The organism is Tardiphaga sp., assembly GCF_041424195.1.
Lineage (GTDB): Bacteria > Pseudomonadota > Alphaproteobacteria > Rhizobiales > Xanthobacteraceae > Tardiphaga.
Map to the genome: position 1 here is coordinate 121,184 of NZ_JBGMOE010000190.1, position 23,859 is coordinate 145,042.

Sequence of the window (23,859 nt, forward strand, 5' to 3'; positions counted from 1 at the left end):
GCTCCTCGCCATGAGGGATTTAGTTTCATCACGGAACTCCACCTCATCCTGAGGAGCCGCGCTTTGGCGCGGCGCCTCGAAGGATGCCGCCAACTGACCGAGCCAGCCATGACCAATTCTTTCCGCACCCTCGACGACGTCGATGTGAAGGGCAAACGCGTTCTCGTGCGCGTCGACCTCAATGTCCCCATGGACAACGGAAAGGTCACGGACGCGACGAGGCTCGAGCGCATCGCGCCGACCGTCACCGAAATCTCCGACAAGGGTGGCAAGGTCATACTGCTCGCGCATTTCGGTCGCCCCAAGGGCCGCGATGCCAAGGACTCCTTGAAGCCGGTTGCTGAAGCACTCGCGCTTGTCATCAAGAAGCCGGTCGCCTTTGCCGACGACTGCGTCGGTGACGTCGCTGCCAGGGCCGTTGGCGCGATGAAAGACGGCGACGTTCTCTGCCTTGAGAACACGCGCTTCCATTCCGCTGAGCAGAAGAACGATCCGGCTTTCGTCGCCGAACTCGCCAAGCTCGGCGATATCTGGGTCAATGACGCATTCTCGGCGGCGCATCGCGCCCACGCCTCCACCGAGGGGCTCGGCCACAAGCTGCCCGCTTATGCCGGCCGCACCATGCAGGCCGAACTCGATGCGCTCGGCAAGGCGCTGGACGCGCCGACCAAGCCGGTGATCGCCATCGTCGGCGGCGCCAAGGTGTCCTCGAAGATCGACCTGCTTGAAAACCTCGTCACCAAGGTCGATGCACTTGTCATCGGCGGCGGCATGGCCAACACCTTCCTGCATGCGCAGGGTGTCAACGTCGGCAAGTCGCTGTGCGAGAAAGATCTCGCCGCCACTGCGCTGCGGATCATCGACAAGGCCGAAGCCTCCGGCTGCGCCATCATCCTGCCGGTGGATGCCGTCGTCGCATTCCACTTCGCCGCCAACACCCCGTCACACGCTTACGGTCTCGATGCGATCCCCGATGAGGGCATGATCCTCGATGTCGGCCCGCAGTCGATCGAACGCATCAACGCGGCGATCGACGATGCCGCCACGCTAGTCTGGAATGGCCCGGTGGGTGCGTTTGAAATGACACCGTTCGACCGCGGCACGGTTGCCGGCGCCAAACACGCCGCGGCGCGTACCAAGGCGAAGAAGCTGATTTCAGTCGCCGGCGGCGGCGACACGGTGGCTGCGCTCAATCACGCCGGGGTCGCCGATGACTTCTCCTATATCTCGACGGCGGGCGGTGCCTTCCTCGAATGGATGGAAGGCAAGCCGCTGCCGGGTGTCGAAGTACTGAAGAAGTAGCAGCGGTACATTTTTGCCCGCAAGACTTGTGGGCGCGGCGATGTTTACGGTATGTTCTTTCCATGAGCGAAGACGTGCCAACAGCGATGTTCGAGATCCTGAAGAAAATTCAGGGTGACATTGCCGCCGTACGTGCGGACGTTGGCGATTTCAAGCGTGAGAACCGCGTCGAGCATGAGCGAATGGAAACGCTCATCCGCAAACAACGCCGTGACGGCGCTGCGGTGCTGGTCTTGATGCGGTCGGCGGCCGGTGATTTTGAGGAACGGCTCGCAGCCGTCGAGCAGCAGATCGCATTGCTTGACGCTCGTGAGCACTGACGCTTCGGAAATTCCATTTGCTGGAACGCTGGGCCACCACGGCGATTAACGTTGGCTGTATGTGCGACTGATGGCGTCTTGGATTCGCCGCCTCCTCGCGCTAAGAGCCATATATCCCTCGGCGCGGCGTTTGCGCCTGTCCCCATTTTACAAGGAGCTCCCCGCATGGCCCGTATTACGTTGCGTCAACTGCTCGATCACGCAGCAGAACACGATTACGGAGTGCCGGCCTTCAACATCAACAATATGGAACAGGCGCTGGCGATCATGGAGGCTGCATCCGGTGTCGATGCGCCGGTGATTATCCAGGCCTCCCGCGGTGCGCGCTCCTACGCCAACGACATCATGCTCAAGCACATGATGGACGCGGTTACTGAAATCTATCCGCACATTCCCGTTTGCGTGCATCTCGACCACGGCAACGAAGCCGCAACCTGCATGACCGCGATCCAGGCCGGTTTCACCTCGGTGATGATGGATGGCTCCCTGAAGGCAGACGGCAAGACGGCGGCGGACTGGGACTACAATGTCGGCGTGACCAAGACCGTCACCGACATGGCCCATCTCGGCGGCATCTCGGTGGAAGGCGAACTCGGCGTGCTCGGCTCGCTGGAGAGCGGCATGGGCGAAGCTGAAGACGGCCACGGCGCCGAAGGCCAACTCAGCCATGACCAGTTGCTGACCAATCCCGATGAGGCCGTGAAGTTCGTCAAGGAGACCCAGGTCGACGCGCTGGCGATCGCCATGGGCACCTCGCACGGCGCCTACAAGTTCACCCGCAAGCCCGATGGCGACATCCTCGCCATGAACGTGATCGAGGAAATCCACCGCAAGCTGCCGAACACGCATCTGGTGATGCACGGCTCGTCCTCGGTGCCGCAGGAGCTGCAGGATATCATCAACAAATTCGGCGGCCAGATGAAGCCGACCTGGGGCGTGCCGGTGTCGGAAATCCAGCGCGGCATCAAGCACGGCGTGCGCAAGATCAACATCGACACCGACAACCGCATGGCCATGACCGGCCAGATCCGCAAGGTGCTGAGCGAAAACCCCAGCGAATTCGACCCGCGCAAGTATCTGAAGCCGGCGATGGAAGCGATGGTGAAGCTCTGCAAGCAGCGCCTGCAGGAATTCAATACCGCCGGCCAGGCCAGCAAGTTCAAGAAGGTGCTGACCACAGCCGAAATGGCCAAGCGTTACGCCTCGGGCGAGCTGAACGCCAAGATCGCCTGAGCCCAAACTGCCAATTGACTGCCGGTCAGCCTGCCATACAGCATATGGAGGCTGATTTTTTTGCCGAAATCGGATGCGAATGAGCCCATTAGGCTGCCATATGCTCGGATTTTGCCCGAGAACCGTCTAGATTGGCCTGCAGGACTAGCCCGCTCAGGACACGCCCATGAACCTCGCCGAACTCAACAAGATCGCCCGCGCCATGACCGCGCCGGGCAAGGGCCTGCTTGCCGCAGATGAATCCGGCGGCACGATCAAGAAGCGCTTCGATGCGATCGGGGTCGAGTCCACCGAGGACAGCCGCCGCGACTATCGCGAGATGCTGTTTCGCTCGCGCGAGGCCATGAGCAGCTACATTTCCGGCGTGATCCTCTACGACGAGACCATCTGGCAAAACGCCAAGGACGGCACGCCGCTGGTGCGGCTGATCGAGGAAGCCGGCGCCATTCCTGGCATCAAGGTCGATGAAGGCACACAGGCATTGCCGAACTGCCCCGGTGAGTTGATCACAGCCGGTCTCGACAAGCTCGCCGAGCGTCTCGCCAAATATTACGACCGCGGCGCACGCTTTGCGAAATGGCGCGCGGTGATCGATATCGGTGCCGGCATTCCCTCGATGACAGCCATCTCCGTGAACGCACACGCCCTCGCCCGCTATGCCGCACTGTGCCAGGCGGCGCAGATCGTGCCGATCGTCGAGCCGGAAGTGCTGATGGACGGCGATCACGATATCGACCGCTGCGTCGAGGTCACGCAGCGCGTGCTCAACAAGACGTTTCAGGAATTGCGGCTCCAGCGCGTCGCACTGGAAGGCATGATCCTGAAGCCCAACATGGCAGTCTCGGGCAAGAAATCGAAGACCCAGGCTGGCGTGGCCGAGGTCGCGGAGAAGACCGTGCGCATGCTCAAAAACTGCGTGCCTGCTTCCGTGCCCGGCATTGCGTTCCTCTCCGGCGGCCAGTCAGACAAAGACGCCACCGCACATCTCGACGCCATGAACAGGATCGGCGGCCTGCCCTGGGCGCTCACTTTCTCCTATGGTCGTGCGCTTCAGGCCGCGCCGCAAAAGGCCTGGTCCGGTAAATCCGACAATGTGCCCGTTGGTCAGCAGGCCTTCACCCATCGTGCACACATGAATTCACTCGCCAGCAAGGGCGAGTGGACACCCGATCAAGAACAGAAGGCGCTATAGTCTTGGCTTCCAAACCCGTTCCGCCGCCGCCGATGCCGCGCCTCTATCTCGCGACGGCTGTCGTCGAAGATCCGTCAACGCTGGCGGCCAGCCTTCCCGCTCTCTTGGGCAAGGCGGATGTCGCCGCCGTGCTGGTGCGACTGGCCACCACCGACCAGCGCACCATGATCACGCGCATCAAAGCGCTGGCGCCGGTCATCCAGAACGTGGGCGCGGCGATGCTGGTCGAAGGCAATGTCGAACTCGTCGCGCGCGGCGGCGCCGATGGGGCCCATCTGCCCGGTCTCGCCCCCCTGCAGGACGCACTCCCCTCGCTGAAACCGGATCGCATCGCCGGCTGCGGTGGACTATCGACACGCCACAACGCGATGGCTGCAGGCGAAGCCGGTGCCGACTACGTGCTGTTCGGCGAGCCCGACCCGAAGGGCCAGCGCCCATCGACTGACGCCATTGTCGAGCGCCTGCAGTGGTGGGCGGAATTGTTCGAACCGCCTTGCGTGGGCTTCGCTACGACACTCGACGAAGCCAGGGAATTCGCAGCCGCCGGCGCCGACTTCGTGCTGGTCGGCGACGTCATCTGGAACGACGCACGCGGTGCTGCTGCGGCCTTGATGGACGCAGAGAAGGCGATCCAGCAGGGATACGCGGCGCTCGTCTCGGGGCAGCCCAGAGTCGAACAGGAATAACGCGGGAATGAAAGTTCTGCGTTCCCTCACTGTGATTGCCGGCTGCGTTGTCTGGGCGGCCTGCGCGTCCGCGCAGATCTCGCTGACGCCGCCGGGCGTGCAGACGCCGCCACCGGCTGCAAGCAAGCCCGCGCCAAAGAAAGCGCCGGCACCGACGAAAGCACCGACAGCAGCGAAGAAAGCTCCTGCGCCGCCTGCTGACAAGTCCGCGCAACCCGCAGAAGCTGCACCAACCGACCCCAATGCCGATCTGGTCTATGGCGCCTATCAGCGCGGTCAGTACAAGACCGCATTCGAACTCGCGAGCAAGCGCGCGCAGGAGAACAACGATCCGAAGGCGATGACCATGCTCGGCGAACTCTACGCCAACGCACTCGGCGTCAAACGCGATTACGCCAAGGCTGCTGAATGGTATCAACGCGCGTCGGAGCGCGGCGACCGCGAGGCCATGTTCGCGCTGGCGATGCTGCGGCTATCGGATCGCGGCAATGTCGGCAAACGCGACGAGGCTGTGAAACTGCTGGCGTCCTCGGCCAAGCTTGGCAATCCCAAGGCCGCCTACAATCTGGCGCTGCTCTATCTCGACGGACAGACGCTGCCGCAGGACGTCAAGCGTTCGGCCGAATTGCTCCGCGTCGCCGCCGATGCCGGCAACCCCGAAGCGCAATACGCACTGGCGACCTTCTACAAGGAGGGCACCGGCGTCGAGAAGAGCATGGACAAGGCGGTCCGCCTGCTCCAGGCGGCGGCGCTGGCCGACAATGTCGATGCCGAGGTCGAATATGCCATTGCGCTCTATAACGGCACCGGAACCCCCAAGAACGAGGCTGCGGCCATCGCCCTGCTTCGCAAGGCCTCCAAACAGAATAGCCCGATTGCCCAGAATCGCCTCGCCCGGGTGCTGGCGCTCCGCACCAATACCGACGACCGACTGGAAGGCCTGAAATGGCACATCGTGGCCAAAACTGCCGGAAAGGGCGACCTGATGCTCGACGAGCTTCTGGCCCAGGCCACCCCCGAGGAAAAGACCAAGGCCCAGGAAGCCGCCAAGAAGTGGCTGGGCACGACCCAGAAATGACCCCTGTAGCGATCTTGCCTTGACGGGATGCCGCCCGCAGGGCACCCATCGCCCCAGCAACCCCCAATCAGACCTGCCGTCAGGTCGTCGTGAGACGAACGCATGATCAATTCAGCCCTTATGAACGTGATGGTGAAAGCCGCACGCCGCGCCGGCCGCAGCCTGAAGCGCGACCTCGGCGAGATCGAGAACCTGCAGGTCTCGATGAAGGGTCCGGCGAATTTCGTCAGCCTCGCCGACAAGCGGGCCGAGGAAATGCTCTATACCGACCTCAACAAGGCCCGCCCGGGCTATGGCTTCCTCGGCGAGGAAGGTGGCAGCCGCGACGGCACCGACAAGAGCCACACCTGGATCGTCGATCCGCTCGATGGCACCACCAACTTTTTGCACGGCATCCCGCAATTCGCGGTCTCCATCGGTCTGGCGCGCGAAGGTCAGGTCATCGCCGGCCTGATCTACAATCCGGCCAATGACGAACTCTACATGGCCGAAAAGGGTTCGGGCGCGTTCCTCAATGACACCCGCCTGCGTGTCGCCGGACGCAAACAACTCAACGAATGCGTCATCGCCTGCGGCCTGCCGCATATCGGCCGGGGCGACCATGAGCTCTCGCGCATGGAAATGAGCGCATTGCAGCCCAAGGTCGCCGGCCTGCGCCGCTTCGGTGCAGCCTCGCTCGATCTGGCCTTCGTCGCAGCGGGCCGCCTCGATGGCTATTGGGAGCGCAACCTGCAGCCGTGGGACGTCGCTGCGGGCCTGATCCTGATCAAGGAAGCCGGCGGCACCGTTGGCGATATCAATGGCGGCGATGTGCTGACGACCGGCAACGTCGTCGCCGGCAACGAATTCGTGCACGGCGCGCTGACGAAGATTCTGCGGCCGCTGTCGAAGTAAGATTGATCGCTCGAATAGAAAAAGCCCGGATAGCGTTGCGCCATCCGGGCTTTTTGTTTGATTGCCTTAGCTGTGCAACACGGACGGCGATGCGGCCGGCTCGTCCTGCTTTGTCTCTTCCGCCTTCGGCGCCTTGTCGGGCGAGAACAGGCGCTGCACCGACACGAAGAACACTGGCACCATGAGAAGTGCCAGGATCACCACCGCGATCATGCCGCCGGTCACCGACGTACCAAGCGCCTGCTGGCTGGCACCGCCGGCCCCCGATGCGACGACCATCGGCAATACACCGCAGATAAAGGCGAGACCGGTCATCACGATCGGGCGGAAGCGCAGGAAGCAGGCTTCCATCGTGGCATCCACCAGCGACTTGCCGTGCGCGCGCAGGTCCTTGGCGAATTCGATAATCAGAATCGCATTCTTGGCCGCGAGACCGATGATCGTAATCAGACCCACCGTGAAGTAGACGTCGTTCGGCAGGCCGCGCAAATTCGCCGCCAGCACGGCGCCGACAATGCCGAGCGGCACCGTCATCAGCACGGCCACCGGAATCGTCCAGCTCTCATAAAGCGCTGCCAGCACCAGGAACACCACCAGCGCCGACAGCGCGAGCAGGAACGGCGCCTGCGAGCCGGACAGTTTTTCCTGCAATGACTGGCCGGTCCATTCGAAGCCGAAACCGCGCGGCAGCAGGCCAGCCAGACGCTCCATCTCCTTGATGGCATCGCCCGAGGTGAAGCCGGGCCGTGCTTCGCCGGAGATTCGCACTGCCGGATAGAAGTTGAAGCCGGTGATCTGGGTCGGCCCCTTTGCCCATTCCACGGTGGCAAAGGACGAGAACGGCACCAGCTGTCCGCGGCTGTTCTTGACGTTGTAGTTCAGGATGTCTGTGGCGTTCATCCGGTTGGCGGCCTCCGACTGGACCACGACGCGCTGCATGCGGCCGCGATTCGGGAAGTCGTTGATGTAGTTCGAGCCGAGATTGGTCGAGATCGTGCTGTTGATGTCCTCGAAAGTGACGCCGAAGGCGCCTGCCTTTTCGCGGTCGATCATCAGGTTGACCAATGGCGCCGGCGGCAGGCCTTCGACAAACACCTTCTGCAGCACCGGGCTGGCATTGGCGTCCGCGACCAGCTTGTCGGACGCGGCATTGAGCGCGATGAAGCCCTTCTGGCCACGGTCCTGCAGGCGGAAGCTGAAGCCCGACGAATTGCCGAGATTGTCGATCGGCGGCGGCTGCAAGGCAGAGATCTTGGCATCGCGGATCGACGACAGGCTCTTGTTGATATCATCGACGAGTGCCGCCGCGGAGTCCTTCGGCGGACGCTCCGACCAGTCCTTCAGGGTGATAAAGGCCTGCGCGGTGTTCATGCCCTGGCCGAGGAAGCTGAAGCCGGTCAGGAACACGACGCTCTCGATGCCGGAACGCTTCTTCAGATAGTCCTCGACCTTCTCGATGGCACTTTCTGTGCGGGCGAACGAGGAATCCGACGGCGTCTGCACGTCAGTGGTGATGAAGCCCTGATCGTCGATCGGCAAAAAGCCGCCGGGCATCCGCATGAAGCCCCAGGTCAATCCCACCAGCAGCGCGACATAGACGATCAGCAAACGTCCGGTGCGCTTGATCGACCAGCCCACCGTCTTCGAATAGCCGTCGCGGGTGGCGTCGAGCTTGCGGTTAAACCAGCCGAACAGGCCCTTCCTGGCATGGCCGTGTCCTTCCTTGACGGGCTTCAGGAAGGTCGCGCACAGCGCCGGCGTCAGCGAGAGCGCCAGCAATGCGGAGAATGCAATGGAGGCGACCATGGTGACGGAGAACTGGCGGTAGATAATGCCGACCGAGCCCGGGAAGAACGCCATCGGCACGAACACGCCGATCATGACCAGCGTGACACCGATGATGGCACCGGAGATCTGGCCCATCGCCTTCCTGGTGGCTTCCTTCGGCGGAAGGCCCTCCTCGCTCATGATGCGCTCGACGTTCTCGACCACGACGATGGCGTCGTCGACGAGGATGCCGACGGCCAGCACCATGCCGAACATGGTCAGCATGTTGATGGAATAGCCGGCCAGCAACAACATCGTGCAGGTGCCGAGCAACGCGATGGGCACGACGATGGTCGGGATCAGCGTGTAGCGGAAGTTCTGCAGGAAGAGGAACATCACGATGAAAACGAGGACGACAGCCTCGATCAGCGTCATCACCACCTTCATGATCGACGCTTCGACCACCGGCGTGACGTTGTACGGAATGTCATAGGCAATGTTGGCCGGGAAGAAGTTCGACAACTCCTTCATCTTGGCTTCGATCGCGGACGCCGTCGCCAGCGCGTTGCCCGTCGGAGACATCAGCACCGACAGGCCGGCCGTCGGCTGACCATTCAGGCGGGTGGTGAACTGGTAGCTGAGGCCGCCGATCTCTATACGGGCGACGTCTCGCAGCCGCACGGTTGATCCGTCGGCGTTGGCGCGTAGCACGATGGCGCCGAATTCTTCCGGGGTGGAGAGCTGGCCTTTGACGAGCACCAGCGAGGAGGTCTTGGTGGTCGCGGTCGACGGCTCGGCGCCAACACTGCCGGAGGCGACCTGGGCGTTTTGCGCGGTGATCGCCTTGTTCGCGTCGTCGGACGTCAGGTTATAGCCAACGAGCTTGGCGGGATCGACCCAGACGCGCAGCGAGCGCTCGGTGGAATACAGCGAGGCACGGCCGACGCCGGGAATACGACGAATTTCACCAAGGATGTTGCGGATCATGAAGTCGCCGAGGCCGACTTCGTCGAGACTGTTATCAGTGGAGCGCAACGTGATGATGTTCAGCACCGCGGCAGACGCTTCCTCGACCAAGATGCCCTGCTGGATCACGGCACGCGGCAGACGCGCTTCCACGCGCTTCAGGCGGTTCTGCACTTCGACCGAGGCCTGGCTGGTATCGGTGCCGGGCTGGAAGTTCGCGATGATTTCGACGGCGCCGAGCGAGTCGCTGGTCGATTCAAAGTTCAGGATGCCAGCAGCACCATTGAGTTCTTCCTCAATCAGCCGCGTAACGCTGTTGTAGAGGTTCTCGGGCGACGCACCGGGATAGCTGGTCGAAATCGAAATCGATGGCGGCGCGATGATCGGATACTGCGCAATGGGCAGCTGCGGAATCGCGATCGCGCCGAAAAGACAAATGAAAAGCGCAACGACCCAGGCGAAAATCGGCCTGTCGATGAAAAAATTAGCCATTTCGATTTACTCAGGGACGGGCTTGAGTGGTTTTCTGCCCCTCGGGCAGAGGGCCCGCAGCAGCAGTCGCGTCAGTCCACGCCATCGGCTTCACCTTGTCGCCGGCAGCGAACTTCTGGAACCCCTCGACCACGACGCGCTCACCGCCCTTGAGACCTTCGGTCACGAACCACTGGCCGTCCTGCACGGCGCCGGTGCGCACCATCTGAACGGCGACACGACCGTCATCCTTGACGACGAACACTTCGGCGCCGCCACCACCATTGCGCTGGACTGCCTGCTGCGGAACCGCGATGGCATCGATGTCGATACCCTGCTCGATCTGCACGCGGACATACATGCCGGGCAATAGCTCGCGCTTCGGATTCGGGAATTCGCCACGCAGCGTCACCTGACCCGTGAAGGTATCGACCTTGGCTTCCGAGAACAGCAATCTGCCGGGATGCGAATAGATCGTACCGTCGTCCAACACGAGGCGCACCTTGGCGGTGTCGGGCGCAATCCGCTCGAGATCGCCCGTCTCGAATGCGCGGCGCAGATTGTTGAGCTCTGACACCGACTGAGTGAAGTCGGCATAGATCGGATCGAGCTGCTGGATGGTCGCCAGGTTAGTATTGTCGTTCTGCACCACCAGCGCGCCTTCGGTCACCAGCGCGGCACCTACAATACCGTCGATCGGCGCGCGAACGGTCGCGTAGTCCAGATTCAAACGCGCGCGCGCGACGTCGGCCTTCTTGGCCGCGATCTCGGCTTCGGCCTGACGCATCGCACCGAAAGCCTTTTCGTTCTCGGCTTCCGACACAGCCTTCTGCTGAGCAAGGGTAGCGATACGCCTGGATTGCTGCAATGCCTGTTCGAACGCCGCTTGCGCCTTCGCGAGCGCAGCCTGATTGGACTGCAGTTCCACTTCGAACGGCTTCGGATCGATTCGATAAAGCGTATCGCCGGCCTTCACTTCGGTACCTTGATGGAATGTACGCTCGATAACGATCCCCGACACACGGGCTCGCACGTCTGCGACTCGGGTGGGCGCAATGCGGCCGGGCAATTCGCGAATGATCGCGCGCAACTGTGGCTTCACGGAAATCACGCTGACTTCGGGCTCGGGAGCTTGTGCAGACGTCGACGCCACGGCATCCTTCGGTTCGTTGCATCCGGCGAGCACGGGTGCGAGTCCCGCCAGCAGAAGCACGAAGCCTGCAGAGCGTGCGTTCAAGGTCGTCATTTAATTTGGTACCCTAAGTTGCCTATTCGGACATACATCGACGGATACGCCGGACCTGTGAGGTCATCGTGCGCGTAGCCGGATTCATCGAACCTGTTTGATGGCTCAGAATAAAAACCGCAGTGCTGCGGCGCAATGCATATCGAGGCGGCGCATTGCCACACGGCCTATCGCATTGAACTCGCAGCAGCTTTCAAGTCTCACGCGAACGTGAATCGGGCGGAACCGGCGATAACTCAGTTAACGGCGGTCATTCGGTAGTGACTCACCCCCACTCGCTTGCGGCGGCATAGTCAAACAAGCGAGGAAGAACCAGCGCCAGCGCCGCATCCGCAATGCGGCGGCGCGTCCATAGACCGGACGCAGGATGCTTTCGATCTCGTCGCGAGAGCGATCAAAGTTGTCGAGCCGATCATTCGCCGGAGCTGCGATACGTGCCGCACCAGCACCACTCTATCTCGACAGCGAGTATGCCTGCCTATTGCCGGATGAGATAGCGATGCGTGAAGATGTGCATGAAACAAGCGGCCGTCTGGCGCCAGCCATGAACGCACGGCGGTCATCAGCTCGCGCCAGTTCATCACATGCCCGAACATCTCGACCGAGACGATGCGATCGAATGTCTGCTCCCGCTCAACGACATTCATGCCCTGCGTGATGACGCACCGATTGGAGAGACCGCGCGACACGGCCTCGCCTTCGACATAGCCGCACACCGAGGTGGGGTTCGATGCAGCGGCGATGCGGGGAGTTGCGACATTGCGGTGCCATCCACGGCTAGAGCCAGCACCCGCCCGGCAAGCGACATCAGACCCGAGAGCGGGACCGCAATGGCCGGCAGCGCGTGCAAGTATCGCAACGTCATGCGGGGTCCCGTAAACGGCTCAGCAAGGTCTTTTGCAAAAACGTGGCAGATCAGGCCGGGTTTCAACCGGAAGTTCCCGGTGACATCGTGGATTCCGGCAGTATCCGATCTTTTTTTGTCGCGAGGCTGTGCCATATTGCCCGCCGAACCTTTTCTCGCATGCAGATGATCCGCACATGGCGCCAGGCCCCTCGTCCCGCTCCGCGATGGAGATCGAACTGACCAAGCTGTCATCGCCCCGGATATTCCTGGTTCGGATGCTGGTGTTTCTGGTTCTGTGCGGTCTGATCATGACCGTGCTCTACAAGCAGATCGTGCTCGCCTTTTTCGCCAATCCGGGGCTCAACGCACTGATCGGTGCCGTGCTTCTGATCGGCATTATCCTGTCGTTCAGGCAGGTGATCCGGCTCTATCCGGAAGTCTCCTGGGTCAACAGTTTCCGCATTTCCGATCCCGGCCTCGCGCTGGACCGTCGCCCGACCCTGTTGGCGCCGATGGCCGCGATCCTCGGCGGCGAGCGCACCGGCCGCATGACCATCTCGCAGCAGACCATGCGGCATCTGCTCGACTCCATCGCGACGCGCCTGGACGAATCCCGCGACATCTCACGCTACATGACCGGCCTCCTGGTGTTTCTCGGACTGCTCGGCACCTTCTGGGGCCTGATCGAGACCGTTGGCTCCGTCGGCAAGGTGATCGAGGGCCTCAAGGTCGGCGGCGATGCAGGTTCGCTGTTCGACACGCTGAAGGAAGGCCTCGCCGCGCCGCTTGCCGGCATGGGCATCTCGTTCTCGTCCTCGCTGTTCGGTCTCGCCGGATCACTGATCCTCGGCTTCCTCGATCTGCAATCCAGCCAGGCGCAGAACCGCTTCTATACGGATCTGGAAGACTGGCTCGCTTCCACCGTGAAGGAATATTCCGGCGAGACAGCCCCCGTTACCTCATCGGGCACGCCGGCCGAGTTGCAGGATGCCATCGAGCGCCTGCGTCGCTCCATCGAGGACGGCAACAACAACCGTGGCACGACCACCGCCATGGCCAATCTCGCCGACGCGATCCAAAGCCTCGTTGCGCATATGCGCAGCGAGCAGGAAATGATCCGCGAATGGGCCGATGGCCAGGGCGAGCAGAGCCGCGAGATCAAGAAGCTGCTGGAACACATCGCTCGCCAACCTGAGAAGAACTGATCCATGGCATTGGCACGCAATCGCCGCGGCTCTTCCGAATTCAACTACTGGCCGGGCTTCGTCGATGCACTGTCGACGCTGGTGCTCGCGATCGTCTTCCTGCTGTCGATCTTCCTCGTGGTGCAATTCTATCTGTCGCAGGAAGTCACCGGCAAGGACAAGGCGCTGGAGCAGCTTACCGCCAAGCTGGCTCAGTTGAACGATCTGCTGTCGCTGGAGAAGCTCGGCAAGCTCAATCTCGACGAACAGCTCTCGCAGATGCGCGCCGGGCTGTCCGCCGCGGAATCGGAGCGCGACCGGATCAAGGGCCTGTATGACGGCCTCGCCGGTGCCGGCTCCGATGCCGCAGGCCGTAACACCGAGCTCAACAAGGCACTGGATTCCGAAAAGCAACTCTCGGCTCGCGCACTGGCGCAGGTCGAGGTGCTGAACCAGCAGATCTCCGCACTCCGCCGTCAGCTTGCGGCACTCGAAGAAGCATTGGAAGCGTCCGAGAAGCGGGACAGGGAATCGCAGGGCCGCATCGTCGATCTCGGCCAGCGCCTCAACGTCGCGCTCGCACAGCGCGTTCAGGAGCTGTCGCGCTATCGCTCAGAATTCTTCGGACGCCTGCGCGCCATCCTCGGCAACCGCCCGGACATTCGCGTCGCCGGCGACCGCTTCGTATTCCAGTCGGAAGTCTTTTTCGACGCCGGCCAGGCGCTATTGCTGCCGGAAGGCCGCGCCGAACTCGACAAGGTCGCCAGCGCGCTCATTGAACTCGACAAGCAGATCCCGTCGGAAATCGCCTGGGTCATGCGCGTCGACGGCCACACCGACTCGCGGCCGATCCTCAACAGTCCGCTGTTCAAATCGAACTGGGAATTGTCCTCCGCGCGTGCGATCTCTGTCGTGCAGTATCTGATCTCGCTTGGCGTGCCCGCGCAGCGCCTCGTCGCCGCCGGCTTCGCCGAAAACCAGCCGCTGGATACGGCGCAGACCGAAGAAGCGTACAAGCGCAACCGCCGCATCGAACTCAAGCTCACCGAGCGCTGAGGGCATGTCTGAGGCATTCGAGTTACGCCCCTATCGCGAGAGCGATGAAGACGCTTCCATCACCTTGTGGCTGGAGACATGGCGGCAGGCCTATCCCTCGATCAATTTCGACGCCCGCGTCGACTGGTGGCGCAACCGATGGCGCACCGAACTGGTACCCGCAACGCAGATCGTGGTTGCGGAACAGGACGGCGCGATGGTCGGCTTTGTCACCATCGACGCGTCAGGCTATCTCGACCAACTGGTGGTGAGCCCGGCCAAATGGGGAACGAATGTTGCTCGCCTGCTGGTCGATGACGCCAAACGGCTGTCGCCCGGCGGCGTGACGCTCAAGGTCAATGCCGACAATGCTCGCGCGATCAAGTTCTATGCACGCAACGGCTTCGTCAAAACGGGCGACGAGGTGAACACGTCTGGCCGTGCCGTCGACCTGATGAAATGGAAGCCGTGACCGGAGCGGTTGCTCCGACTCACACCCCGAACTGCAACCTCGCCAATCGTGCATAAAGCCCGTTCGCCGCGACCAGCGACGCATGCGTGCCCTGCTCGACGATGCGGCCATGATCCATGACGAGGATACGGTCGCAGGACAGTACGGTGGCGAGGCGATGGGCGATCACCAGCGTGGTGCGGTGCTTCATCAACTCTTCCAGAGCAGTCTGCACCAGCGTCTCGGATTCCGCGTCCAAAGCAGAGGTTGCTTCATCGAGCAGCAGCAGCGGTGCGTCGCGCAGGATGGCGCGGGCAATCGCAATACGCTGGCGCTGGCCGCCTGACAGCGTTACGCCGCGTTCACCGAGCTGCGCGTCAAAACCATCCGGCAGGCGGCGGATGAATTCGGTGGCATGCGCCAGCGATGCAGCGTGCTCGACTTCAGCATCTGTCGCATCAGGACGACCGAAGCGGATATTCTCGCGGGCCGTTGCGGCGAAAACCACGGAATCCTGCGGCACCAATGCGATGCGCTTGCGCAGCTCGCACGGATCGGCCTCGCGGATCGGCACGCCATCGACGGAGATGGCACCACCCTTCGGGTCGTAGAAGCGCAGCAGCAGATGAAACAGCGTGCTCTTGCCGGCGCCCGACGGGCCGACGATGGCGACCTTCTCGCCGGCCTTCACCGACAGCGATACACCAGCCGCCGACAGAATCTCCGGCCGGGTCGGATAGGCAAAGGAGACATTGTCGAACACGACGTCGCCGCGCGCAGGCTGCGGCAATGACCGCGGCGACGCCGGAGCGACCACGGCGGATTTGACGTTGAGAATTTCGAACAGGCGCTCGGCTGCGCCCGACGCAGCCGAGATCTCGCCCCAGACTTCGCTGAGCTGGCCGAGGCTGGAGGCCGCAAACGCCGCATAGAGCACGAACTGGCCGAGCCGGCCGGGTGTCAACGACCCCGTCAGAACATCGTGCGAGCCGACCCACAGAATGCCGACCACGCTGGAGAACACGATGAAGATGATGATCGCAGTCAGCACGGCGCGCGCACGGGTGGAGCCGCGGGCGGCCTCATAGGCCTGCTCGACCTCCTTGCCGAAGCGTGCATTCGCCAGCTGCTCGTTGGTATAGGCCTGCACAGTGCGGATCGAGCCGACGAGTTCGCCAGCATAGGCCGAGGCTTCCGCCAGCGTATCCTGCGCATTGCGCGACAGACGCCGCACCCAGCGACCGAAGGCCACCAGCGGGATCACGATCAGCGGGATCGCGGCCAACACGAAGCCGGAAAGCTTGGGGCTCGAGACCACCATCATGGCGGCGGCGCCGAGAAACAGCACGAGGTTGCGCAAGGCGATGGATACGGACGCGCCGACCGCCGACTTGATCTGCGTGGTATCGGCCGTGAGCCGCGACACCAGTTCGCCGGATCGCGAGGTATCGAAGAAGGACGGCGACAGGGCGGTGAGATGCTGGAACACGTCGCGACGCAGATCGGCGACGATGCGCTCGCCGATGGTCATGACAAGGTAGTAGCGGGCCGCACTGGCCAGCGCGAGCACGACCACCACAGCGATCATGACGCTGAAATAGTTGTTGATCATCGCGATGCCTTCGGGGCTGAAGCCGAAGTCGATCATCCGCCTTGCCGCCACAGGCACGACGAGCGTGGTCACAGCCGCAATGGTGAGCGACACCAGCGCCAGAAGCGCGCGTCCGCGATACCGCGCCACATAGGGCGCCAGCGCCAGCAGCGGGCGCAATTTGGCTCGGCTGGGTTGTACCGGGATCTTCACGACGGTGTCCGCCAGCGACGGCTCCGGAAGCACGGAATCCAGCTGCGGAAGCGGCGGCTTGGCCGCGCGGAGGGTCTCAAGCCGTTCGACTGCACTCATGATTGTTTATAACCGTTCTTGCGTTGCCCTGAGATAGGCCGGAGCGGGCCCTGAGGCAAATGACCTAGGTCAACTTCCAAAGGGCAAATTGTCCGGGGACAATGATCCACAACGGGAGTCCTTGTCTCCTGCACGTTCCTGCGATATAGAGCGGCCAAATCCGCCATCGAAATCACAGAGATTCAGGCGCCGGCGCGCCGAAGGAACCGTCATGAAAGCCGAAATTCACCCGGATTATCATAACATTACGGTCGTTATGACCGATGGTACCGAGTATCAGACCCGCTCCACTTGGGGCAAGGAAGGCGACAAGCTGAACCTCGACATCGATCCGCGGTCGCATCCGGCATGGACCGGCGGCACCACCCAGCTTCTCGACCGCGGTGGCCGCGTGTCGCGCTTCCAGAAGAAGTTCTCGGGCTTCCTCAAGAAGGAAGACTGATCCTTCCGGATCTTCTGACTGCTTTCAAAACGCCCTTGCAGCCCGCAGGGGCGTTTTTCGTTGTCGGCCGACCTTCGCCACGCCGGTACCTCAAAACCGCCTCCGCTGCCCGTCCAATAAAGTGCGCCAGCCAGTGGTATCGTTCACATTTGCGGACAGTTTGGCGGCGATATCCGAACGAATGGACCAGGGTCTGCGGCATCGCGCCGCTCGCTGCATCGCCGGCGGGCTTATGCCTTCGCTGGAACGTCGCTTCTCCGCGGGATGAACCGCTGCGTGATCCAGTTGCGCCCGGGCATCTCGATGAAACGATAGCTCACTTCCGCCAGAGCCCAGATGATGGCGAAACAGACCAGCGACGCAGCGATATAGACGCTATCGGCCTGGCCGAAATGCCGCCAGGTCTTGATCGCGAAGCTCACGAACAGTGGATGGATCAGGTAGATCGAATAGGAGATGATGCCGAGTCGATAAACCAGCGCGTTGCCAAACAGCAGCTGTGCCATCCGTCCGTCGCGCGACAGGACCGCGACCAGCGGGATGTACAGCAGATACATCAGGCGATCGCTGGCATCGGCCAGGCCAACGGCGATGATGGCAAGTGGAAGCGCGATGACCAGACCATCCTGCACGGTTGCCGACAGGCGATCGACGAGGCCACCAAAGCGGAAGATCGCAAGGCCCAGCGTGAATCCCGCTACTGCGCGCAGCATCGGATAGAGCGAATTGCCGTTGACCACATCGAGCGGTCCGCCCGACCCGCGGCCACTGACACTCACCGCATAGATGCCGAGCAGCGCCGCGATCACCGCAAGTCCTGCAATCCATTTGCTCCAGCGCTGGGTAAGAGCCATCAGGATTGGCAGCAGCAGATAGGAGCCCATCTCCGCGCTCGCCGCCCAGGCGACGCCGATGATCGGAAAAATATAGAGCCCCCAGCCGGACATCATCAGCAGATTGCCGGTCCAGTCCCAGGCTGAATACATCTCCAGCGTCTCACCTGACAGACCAGCCGCGATCTTGGCGACATAGAACAACCCGATGATGAAATAGGCCGGGTACAGCCGCGCGACCCGTTTCAACATGAAGTGGGCGAACGCCTTGCCGGTGAGATGCAGGAACGCGTCGCGATAGGTCAGCGCCATCACGTAGCCTGACAGCATGAAGAACAGGTCGACCAGCAGATAACCGTAGGCGATGCGGAAGAATGAACCGGTGCCGCCGGTTGCGAGCTGCACGTCACCGAAATGATACACGGCGATGACAGCGGCTGCGACGCCGCGCACCCCCGTCAATGCCCTGATATCGTCCGCCATGGCCAATGCCCCCGCTTCGCTTGGCTCATGTCTAGCGCATGAGCGGCGAGCGAGGAACAGCGTTCAGGAATGTGAGGGACGCGCGATCAGCGCTCGAACGCAGCCTTCAGGCGATTGAGCTGCGGCACCAGCGGATTGCCGATCGGGGCATGCGTGGTGGTCGCGGCATGGATCGAGAGGTCGAGACGTCGAACCTTGGTCTGCAGCACCATCGAACGCGCGATCAGGATCTGCAGCTGCTCGGGCAGTTTGAGCAGCATCTCTTCGGGGCTCGGATCGGCGGCGCTGAGCTTCACCTTGGTCTTTTCACGATTGGCCTGGGTCAGCGTCATCTCGCCTTCCTTCACCGCACGGTGCAGCAAGAGCCATGAGGCAAGCTGCATCAGGCGCGTGGTGAGGCGCATGCTTTCGGTGGCGTAGGTCAGGCTGACGGAGCGATCCAGCGCCTTGGCCTCGTTACGGCCGACGCCGTCGAGATAGGCAGCGGTCTCCTCGACCAGATCCATCCCCTCGCGAAACAAGGCGCCGAAGGCGGCAGAATTGGTCAGCCGCTCGCTGAACTGAACGAGAGCGGGTTCGCTGTGCAAACGATCCGACATAGTTAACGCCTCACGCAAATGGTTTCGCAGCCAGCTCTGAGCGGCGGGCTTATGATGAACAAATCATTACGCGTGCGTGCGTGAGAGTCCAGCGGCGTAAAATTAAAGAAGTATTTATGGTTTCTAACGCGATTTAATGATCGCGACCGCCCCAAAAGAGGACATGCGTACCAAAAAAGAGCCGCCGTTTCCGGCGGCTTTAAAGTTGATAACAGGGAGGCGTCAAACAGAGTGGACAGGAGCCACTCGGTGTCCAAACAAGGACAATTTAAGTAATATGCGAGAAAGCTTAATTGCGCGTAAATGCGAGGGCTTTCTTCACGATCCGTTTGCCATGCGAAGCATCGCAACCTGTCCCGGAATGAGACGATGTCGGAATCGTGATTGAAGGAAGCATCAGTGGTATTCCGCAGATCTCTGGTCGGTCATTGCCAGCGGAGCGAGGCAAGTCTTTCTTCGCATATCGCGTCTGAATTGCCGCGTCGCTTCGCCACGAGGAAAGCTGCAGGGCAGCTTCCTTGACCTGCAATGACGGCAGAGAGGCAGGAGCGCCGTTCAATAGCCCGTCACGACTTGAAAAAGCGATCCGCCGCATCGCGCGTCGCGCGCTTCAGGGTCATGCTCGATTGCAGCCGCGAGATCTCGGCATTGAGCAGCGCGATCCGGTCGGCGAGTTCTTCGACCGATAGCAGCGAAAGGTCCTGCCCGATCTCGTGGCTGACCTTCTTTTTCGGTTTGTTATCGTCGTCGTCGATCGCCATTTGGGGCCCTCCCCGTCTCAAGTTCAAAGATATACCGATGTTGCCAGCGTTGATCCGGCTGTTTAATCAGATCGCCAGTCGACATCTCGCACGCCGCAAGGACAAATCATGGAAAAGCTGCCCACGCAAATGACCGTCGTTGGTATCAGCAAACCGGGCGGCCCCGAGGTGCTGATCCCCGAAACACGCCCCGTTCCGAAGCCCGGTCCCGGCGAAATCCTGGTCAAGGTCGCAGCCGCTGGCGTGAACCGCCCGGACGTCGCGCAACGCTCCGGCTCCTATCCGCCACCGCCCGGCGCCAGCGATCTGCCAGGCCTCGAAATCTCCGGTGAAGTTGTTGCCCTCGGCGAGGGCGCCACCAAACACAAGCTCGGTGACAAGGTGATGTCGCTGGTCGCCGGCGGCGGCTACGCGCAATATTGCATCGCCCAGGACGCGCAGGCGATGACGGTCCCCGAAGGCTTCTCGATGACAGAAGCCGGCGCCACCGCCGAAACCCTGATGACCGTCTGGCACAATGTGTTCGAACGCGGCGGACTGCAGCCCGGCGAGACCGTGCTGATCCACGGCGGCTCTTCCGGCATCGGCACCATGGCGATCCAGCTCGCCAAGGCGCTCGGCTCCAAGGTGATCGTCACCGTCGGCTCGCAGGACAAGGTCGACGCCTGCCTCAAGCTCGGCGCCGATCACGCCATCAACTACAAGACCGAGGATTTCGTCGAGCGCGTCAAGGAGATCACCAAGACCGGCGTCGAGCTGATCCTCGACATGGTGGGCGCGGACTATGTGGAGAAAAACTTCGACGCCGCCGCCGTCGATGGCCGCATCGTGCAGATCGCCGTGCTGAACGGCCCGAAAGCCACCATCAATGCCGCCAAGATCATGGTGAAGCGGCTGCACTATACCGGCTCGACCCTGCGCCCGCGCACCAATGCCGACAAGGCCGCCATGGTCAAAGCGATCGAGGCCAATGTCCTGCCGCTGCTCAAGGCCGGCAAGGTCAAACCCCTGATGGACAGCACTTTCCCGCTGGAAAAGGCTGCAGACGCGCACAAACGCATGGAAACCAGCGCACATATTGGCAAAATTGTGTTGGTCGTTTAAGGCTGGAGAACAGCCGGAAACCCTTTGATTTATCTCGCTTTCATGTCATTTATCGCGCGTCGGGAAATGACCCTGCTTCTGCGTGACGCAGGGTCGATGTTTTGTTGATCGCGGAGAATGACATTGCGTTTGATCAGGTGGCTCGCGCCCCTCGCGCTCGGCCTCATGATTGCTGTTGCCGCAGCACCGGCACGGGCTGTTGACGCTGTCAGCGTCCGCGGTGACGCGCCTGCAATCGACCTCACAGCGATCCTCGAATATCAGCACAGCGACACCGACCGCATCCAGGTCTCCACCGCGCCCGGCACCGACGGCATCGTTCGCCGCATCGAAGTGCGCGGCCGCGAAGCCGGCCAGAACTGGGTGGTGTTCGCGCTCGCCAACAATACTGATGACCAGCTCGATCGCCTGATCGTCGCGCCGCATTATCGCATCGTGTCGTCCGGCCTGCTCTGGCCCGATCTCGGCCTGTCGCGCATCGCGACCATCACGCCGTCCACCGGCGACCGTCCGGAGCGTCAGGACAGCGCCACCGCCGACATCTTCCGCGTCACACTCGATCCCGGCGCCGTCATCACCTTCGTCGCCGAACTGCGCACCAACAAGCTGCCGCAGCTCTATCTGTGGGAGCCGGAAGCCTACAAGGACAAGGTCAACTCCTTCACGCTCTATCAGGGCATCGTCATCGGCATCTCCGGCCTGCTGGCACTGGTGCTGACGATCCTGTTCGTGGTGAAGGGCAGCATCATGTTCCCCGCCGCCGCGGCACTGGCCTGGGCCGTGCTGGTCTATATCGGTGTCGATTTCGGCTTCTGGGGCAAGGTGCTGGACATGTCGTCGGGCGCAGAACGCGTCTGGCGCGCCTCGGGCGAAGCGATACTGGCGGCGACGCTGCTGGTGTTTCTGTTCGCCTATCTCAATCTCAGTCGATGGCATGTGCGCTACTCGCACATCACGCTTGGCTGGCTGGCCTTTCTCGGCTCGCTTGTCGGCCTGGCGCTGTTCGATCCTGCGGTAGCCTCTGGCATCGCGCGCATTTCGCTGGTGCTGATCGCCTTCGCCGGCTTTGGGCTGATCGTCTATCTCTCGACCCATGGCTTCGACCGCGCGGTGTTGCTGATCCCCACCTGGTTCCTGCTGGTGGTATGGGTCGTCGCCGCGGGCATGACCGTCGCCGGCAGCGTCACCAACGACATCGTCGGCCCGGCGCTGCTGGGTGGCCTCGTACTGATCGTGATGCTGATCGGCTTCACTGTCATGCAGCACGCCTTCGCCGGTGGCGGCGCCACCAATGGCATCGTCTCGGACGTGGAGCGCCGCGCGCTGGCACTGACCGGCTCCGGCGACCTGATCTGGGACTGGGACGTCTCGGCCGACAAGGTGTTCACCAGTCCCGAGACCGAAGCGCTGCTTGGCCTCAAGCGCGGCACGCTGGAAGGCCCGGCCGCAAGCTGGCTGGAAGTGCTGCATCCGCTCGATCAGGATCGCTTCCGGGCGGCACTCGACAGCGTTCTCGACCAGCGCCGCGGCCGTCTCGTGCAGGATTTCCGCCTGCGCACCCCCGATGGTCACTTCATGTGGTTTGCGCTGAAAGCGCGCCCGGTGGTCGGCTCCGACGGCGAAGTGTCCCGCGTGGTCGGCACACTCACCGACGTCACCGAGATGAAGAATGCCGAAGAGCGCATGCTGCACGACTCGGTGCATGACAATCTGACCGGCCTGCCGAACCGCAAGCTGTTCATCGACCGCCTCAACGCCGTCGCAAACTTCTCCAAGACCGTGCCGACCATGCGGCCGACCATCATGGTGATCGACCTCGACCGCTTCAAACAGGTCAACGATTCCGTCGGCATCGCCGTCGGCGATTCGATCCTGCTGACGCTGGCCCGCCGCCTCACCCGTATCCTCAAGCCGCAGGACACACTGGCCCGCCTCGCCGGCGACCAGTTCGGCCTGATCCTGATGTCCGAGCAGGACCCGGCGAAGATCACCGCCTTTGCCGAAACCATCCGCAAGACCATCCGCGCGCCGATCGCCTTCAACGACCGCGAGATCTTCCTGACCGCCTCGATCGGTCTCGCCCTGAGCGATCCTGCCGCGCCGCTCACCGACGAGTTGATCAAGGACGCCGAGCTTGCGATGTATCATTCGAAGCGGATCGGTGGCGACCGTATCGACGTCTACAAACCGGCGATGCGCGCCCGCAAAACGGATCGCCTGACGCTCGAATCCGAACTGCGCCGCGCCATCGAGCGCCAGGAAATCACCATTCTGTATCAGCCGATCGTACGGCTGGAAGATCGCTCCATCGCCGGTTTCGAGGCGCTGGCACGCTGGGATCATCCCAAGCTCGGCCGCATGTCGCCCTCGGAATTCATCGCCATCGCCGAGGAGATCGGCCTGATCATCGATCTCGGCATGTTCGTGATGGACCAGACCGCACGGCAGCTCGCCATCTGGCAGCGCGCGATGCGCTCGCGCGAGCCCATTTTTGCCAGCGTCAACGTCTCCTCGCGGCAGCTGCTGCGCCACGACCTCCTGCATGACATCCGTACCGTGCTGTCACGCTCATCCGTGGCCCGTGGCACGCTGAAGCTCGAACTCACGGAATCGCTGGTGATGGAAAATCCGGAACATGCGGCCCAGATGCTGCACCGGATCCGCGAACTCGGCACAGGTCTTTCGCTCGACGACTTCGGCACCGGCCATTCGTCCCTGTCCTACCTGCAGCGCTTCCCGTTCGACACGCTGAAGATCGACCAGTCCTTCGTCCGCACCACCTCACGGGGCACCCGCCCGGTGATCCTGAAGTCGATCATCGCCATGGCCCACGACCTCGGCATGGACGTCGTCGCCGAGGGCGTGGAGACGGATTCGGATGCGGTGGAGATGTATCAGCTCGGCTGCGAATACGCCCAAGGCTTCGCCTTTGGCGAACCCATGGATGCGGATGCGGCGATGCGGATGCTGACAGAAGAGCGGCTGGAAGCGGCAAGCTGACGATCTAGTTTCTCGTAAGTGGGCACAACGAAGCCCGCCCAGGCTTTTCCATGTCGCAGAAG

General features: G+C 62.2%; 20 protein-coding genes. 13 read left to right on the top strand and 7 right to left on the bottom strand.

Features of this window, described 5'->3' with window-relative positions; genetic code table 11:
• The first annotated feature begins 108 nt into the window (after positions 1 to 108).
• The 7 genes from pgk (at position 109) to ACEK02_RS25690 (ending at position 6,705) form a co-directional block, all read left to right on the top strand.
• On the top strand, positions 109 to 1,302 hold the full coding sequence (pgk, locus tag ACEK02_RS25660; protein ID WP_371424314.1) for a phosphoglycerate kinase: 1,194 nt from the start codon (positions 109 to 111) through the stop codon (positions 1,300 to 1,302).
• 62 nt (positions 1,303 to 1,364) lie between these two features.
• Positions 1,365 to 1,622: a hypothetical protein gene (locus ACEK02_RS25665; protein ID WP_371424315.1), complete on the top strand. Its 258-nt coding sequence runs from the start codon at positions 1,365 to 1,367 to the stop codon at positions 1,620 to 1,622.
• A 165-nt stretch (positions 1,623 to 1,787) separates the two neighbouring features.
• Positions 1,788 to 2,855, top strand: a complete 1,068-nt coding sequence (fba, locus tag ACEK02_RS25670; RefSeq protein ID WP_371424316.1) for a class II fructose-bisphosphate aldolase — start codon at positions 1,788 to 1,790, stop codon at positions 2,853 to 2,855.
• Between the two features lie 166 nt (positions 2,856 to 3,021).
• Positions 3,022 to 4,047 carry a class I fructose-bisphosphate aldolase gene (locus ACEK02_RS25675; RefSeq protein ID WP_371424317.1) on the top strand — a complete coding sequence of 342 codons (1,026 nt, stop codon included), beginning with the start codon at positions 3,022 to 3,024 and terminating at the stop codon, positions 4,045 to 4,047.
• 2 nt (positions 4,048 to 4,049) lie between these two features.
• Positions 4,050 to 4,733: a thiamine phosphate synthase gene (locus tag ACEK02_RS25680; RefSeq protein ID WP_371424318.1), complete on the top strand. Its 684-nt coding sequence runs from the start codon at positions 4,050 to 4,052 to the stop codon at positions 4,731 to 4,733.
• 7 nt (positions 4,734 to 4,740) lie between these two features.
• Positions 4,741 to 5,811: a tetratricopeptide repeat protein gene (locus ACEK02_RS25685; protein WP_371424319.1), complete on the top strand. Its 1,071-nt coding sequence runs from the start codon at positions 4,741 to 4,743 to the stop codon at positions 5,809 to 5,811.
• Positions 5,812 to 5,913: 102 nt separating this feature from the next.
• Positions 5,914 to 6,705: an inositol monophosphatase family protein gene (locus ACEK02_RS25690; protein WP_371424320.1), complete on the top strand. Its 792-nt coding sequence runs from the start codon at positions 5,914 to 5,916 to the stop codon at positions 6,703 to 6,705.
• Between the two features lie 66 nt (positions 6,706 to 6,771).
• Here the strand turns inward: ACEK02_RS25690 and ACEK02_RS25695 are convergent, their stop codons facing one another.
• The 3 genes from ACEK02_RS25695 to ACEK02_RS25705 form a co-directional block, all read right to left on the bottom strand.
• Positions 6,772 to 9,930, bottom strand: a complete 3,159-nt coding sequence (locus tag ACEK02_RS25695) for a multidrug efflux RND transporter permease subunit (protein WP_371424321.1) — start codon at positions 9,928 to 9,930, stop codon at positions 6,772 to 6,774.
• 10 nt (positions 9,931 to 9,940) lie between these two features.
• Positions 9,941 to 11,155, bottom strand: a complete 1,215-nt coding sequence (locus ACEK02_RS25700; protein ID WP_371424322.1) for an efflux RND transporter periplasmic adaptor subunit — start codon at positions 11,153 to 11,155, stop codon at positions 9,941 to 9,943.
• Positions 11,156 to 11,448: 293 nt separating this feature from the next.
• A complete protein-coding gene (locus ACEK02_RS25705) occupies positions 11,449 to 11,871 on the bottom strand; it encodes a cyclopropane-fatty-acyl-phospholipid synthase family protein (protein ID WP_371424323.1) in 423 nt (140 codons plus the stop codon).
• 325 nt (positions 11,872 to 12,196) lie between these two features.
• Between ACEK02_RS25705 and ACEK02_RS25710 the strand changes: the two genes are divergently transcribed.
• From ACEK02_RS25710 to ACEK02_RS25720, 3 genes are read left to right on the top strand one after another with little or no spacing between them, the layout of a single operon-like run.
• Positions 12,197 to 13,207 carry a flagellar motor protein MotA gene (locus ACEK02_RS25710; protein ID WP_371424324.1) on the top strand — a complete coding sequence of 337 codons (1,011 nt, stop codon included), beginning with the start codon at positions 12,197 to 12,199 and terminating at the stop codon, positions 13,205 to 13,207.
• Between the two features lie 3 nt (positions 13,208 to 13,210).
• Positions 13,211 to 14,242: a peptidoglycan -binding protein gene (locus tag ACEK02_RS25715; protein WP_371424325.1), complete on the top strand. Its 1,032-nt coding sequence runs from the start codon at positions 13,211 to 13,213 to the stop codon at positions 14,240 to 14,242.
• Positions 14,243 to 14,246: 4 nt separating this feature from the next.
• On the top strand, positions 14,247 to 14,693 hold the full coding sequence (locus ACEK02_RS25720; protein WP_371424326.1) for a GNAT family N-acetyltransferase: 447 nt from the start codon (positions 14,247 to 14,249) through the stop codon (positions 14,691 to 14,693).
• A gap of 19 nt (positions 14,694 to 14,712) precedes the next feature.
• On the opposite strand, the gene ACEK02_RS25725 is transcribed toward ACEK02_RS25720, so the two are convergent.
• Entirely contained in the window at positions 14,713 to 16,575 is a 1,863-nt protein-coding gene (locus ACEK02_RS25725; protein ID WP_371424327.1) for an ABC transporter ATP-binding protein/permease, read from the bottom strand.
• A gap of 211 nt (positions 16,576 to 16,786) precedes the next feature.
• Here ACEK02_RS25725 and rpmE point away from each other — a divergent pair, with 211 nt between their 5' ends.
• A complete protein-coding gene (gene rpmE, locus ACEK02_RS25730) occupies positions 16,787 to 17,017 on the top strand; it encodes a 50S ribosomal protein L31 (RefSeq protein WP_089265403.1) in 231 nt (76 codons plus the stop codon).
• Between the two features lie 230 nt (positions 17,018 to 17,247).
• Here rpmE and ACEK02_RS25735 read toward each other — a convergent pair whose 3' ends face one another.
• From ACEK02_RS25735 to ACEK02_RS25745, 3 genes are all read right to left on the bottom strand, one after another.
• Complete coding sequence (locus tag ACEK02_RS25735; protein WP_371424328.1) at positions 17,248 to 18,333, bottom strand: acyltransferase family protein; 1,086 nt, start codon at positions 18,331 to 18,333, stop codon at positions 17,248 to 17,250.
• Between the two features lie 86 nt (positions 18,334 to 18,419).
• Positions 18,420 to 18,932 carry a DUF1465 family protein gene (locus ACEK02_RS25740; protein WP_371424329.1) on the bottom strand — a complete coding sequence of 171 codons (513 nt, stop codon included), beginning with the start codon at positions 18,930 to 18,932 and terminating at the stop codon, positions 18,420 to 18,422.
• A gap of 566 nt (positions 18,933 to 19,498) precedes the next feature.
• Complete coding sequence (locus ACEK02_RS25745; RefSeq protein WP_371424330.1) at positions 19,499 to 19,693, bottom strand: DUF1192 domain-containing protein; 195 nt, start codon at positions 19,691 to 19,693, stop codon at positions 19,499 to 19,501.
• 108 nt (positions 19,694 to 19,801) lie between these two features.
• Between ACEK02_RS25745 and ACEK02_RS25750 the strand changes: the two genes are divergently transcribed.
• Complete coding sequence (locus ACEK02_RS25750) at positions 19,802 to 20,797, top strand: NAD(P)H-quinone oxidoreductase (RefSeq protein ID WP_371424331.1); 996 nt, start codon at positions 19,802 to 19,804, stop codon at positions 20,795 to 20,797.
• A gap of 123 nt (positions 20,798 to 20,920) precedes the next feature.
• Entirely contained in the window at positions 20,921 to 23,797 is a 2,877-nt protein-coding gene (locus tag ACEK02_RS25755) for an EAL domain-containing protein (RefSeq protein ID WP_371424332.1), read from the top strand.
• Positions 23,798 to 23,859 lie beyond the last annotated feature (62 nt).

What these genes read in the sequence shown, in the direction of transcription:
- pgk (WP_371424314.1), top strand. Translation starts at nt 109, where the DNA reads ATGACCAATTCTTTCCGCACCCTCGACGACGTCGATGTGAAGGGCAAA.
- ACEK02_RS25665 (WP_371424315.1), top strand. Translation starts at nt 1,365, where the DNA reads ATGAGCGAAGACGTGCCAACAGCGATGTTCGAGATCCTGAAGAAAATT.
- fba (WP_371424316.1), top strand. Translation starts at nt 1,788, where the DNA reads ATGGCCCGTATTACGTTGCGTCAACTGCTCGATCACGCAGCAGAACAC.
- ACEK02_RS25675 (WP_371424317.1), top strand. Translation starts at nt 3,022, where the DNA reads ATGAACCTCGCCGAACTCAACAAGATCGCCCGCGCCATGACCGCGCCG.
- ACEK02_RS25685 (WP_371424319.1), top strand. Translation starts at nt 4,741, where the DNA reads ATGAAAGTTCTGCGTTCCCTCACTGTGATTGCCGGCTGCGTTGTCTGG.
- ACEK02_RS25690 (WP_371424320.1), top strand. Translation starts at nt 5,914, where the DNA reads ATGATCAATTCAGCCCTTATGAACGTGATGGTGAAAGCCGCACGCCGC.
- ACEK02_RS25695 (WP_371424321.1), bottom strand. Translation starts at nt 9,930, where the DNA reads ATGGCTAATTTTTTCATCGACAGGCCGATTTTCGCCTGGGTCGTTGCG.
- ACEK02_RS25700 (WP_371424322.1), bottom strand. Translation starts at nt 11,155, where the DNA reads ATGACGACCTTGAACGCACGCTCTGCAGGCTTCGTGCTTCTGCTGGCG.
- ACEK02_RS25710 (WP_371424324.1), top strand. Translation starts at nt 12,197, where the DNA reads ATGGCGCCAGGCCCCTCGTCCCGCTCCGCGATGGAGATCGAACTGACC.
- ACEK02_RS25715 (WP_371424325.1), top strand. Translation starts at nt 13,211, where the DNA reads ATGGCATTGGCACGCAATCGCCGCGGCTCTTCCGAATTCAACTACTGG.
- ACEK02_RS25720 (WP_371424326.1), top strand. Translation starts at nt 14,247, where the DNA reads ATGTCTGAGGCATTCGAGTTACGCCCCTATCGCGAGAGCGATGAAGAC.
- ACEK02_RS25725 (WP_371424327.1), bottom strand. Translation starts at nt 16,575, where the DNA reads ATGAGTGCAGTCGAACGGCTTGAGACCCTCCGCGCGGCCAAGCCGCCG.
- rpmE (WP_089265403.1), top strand. Translation starts at nt 16,787, where the DNA reads ATGAAAGCCGAAATTCACCCGGATTATCATAACATTACGGTCGTTATG.
- ACEK02_RS25735 (WP_371424328.1), bottom strand. Translation starts at nt 18,333, where the DNA reads ATGGCGGACGATATCAGGGCATTGACGGGGGTGCGCGGCGTCGCAGCC.
- ACEK02_RS25740 (WP_371424329.1), bottom strand. Translation starts at nt 18,932, where the DNA reads ATGTCGGATCGTTTGCACAGCGAACCCGCTCTCGTTCAGTTCAGCGAG.
- ACEK02_RS25745 (WP_371424330.1), bottom strand. Translation starts at nt 19,693, where the DNA reads ATGGCGATCGACGACGACGATAACAAACCGAAAAAGAAGGTCAGCCAC.
- ACEK02_RS25750 (WP_371424331.1), top strand. Translation starts at nt 19,802, where the DNA reads ATGGAAAAGCTGCCCACGCAAATGACCGTCGTTGGTATCAGCAAACCG.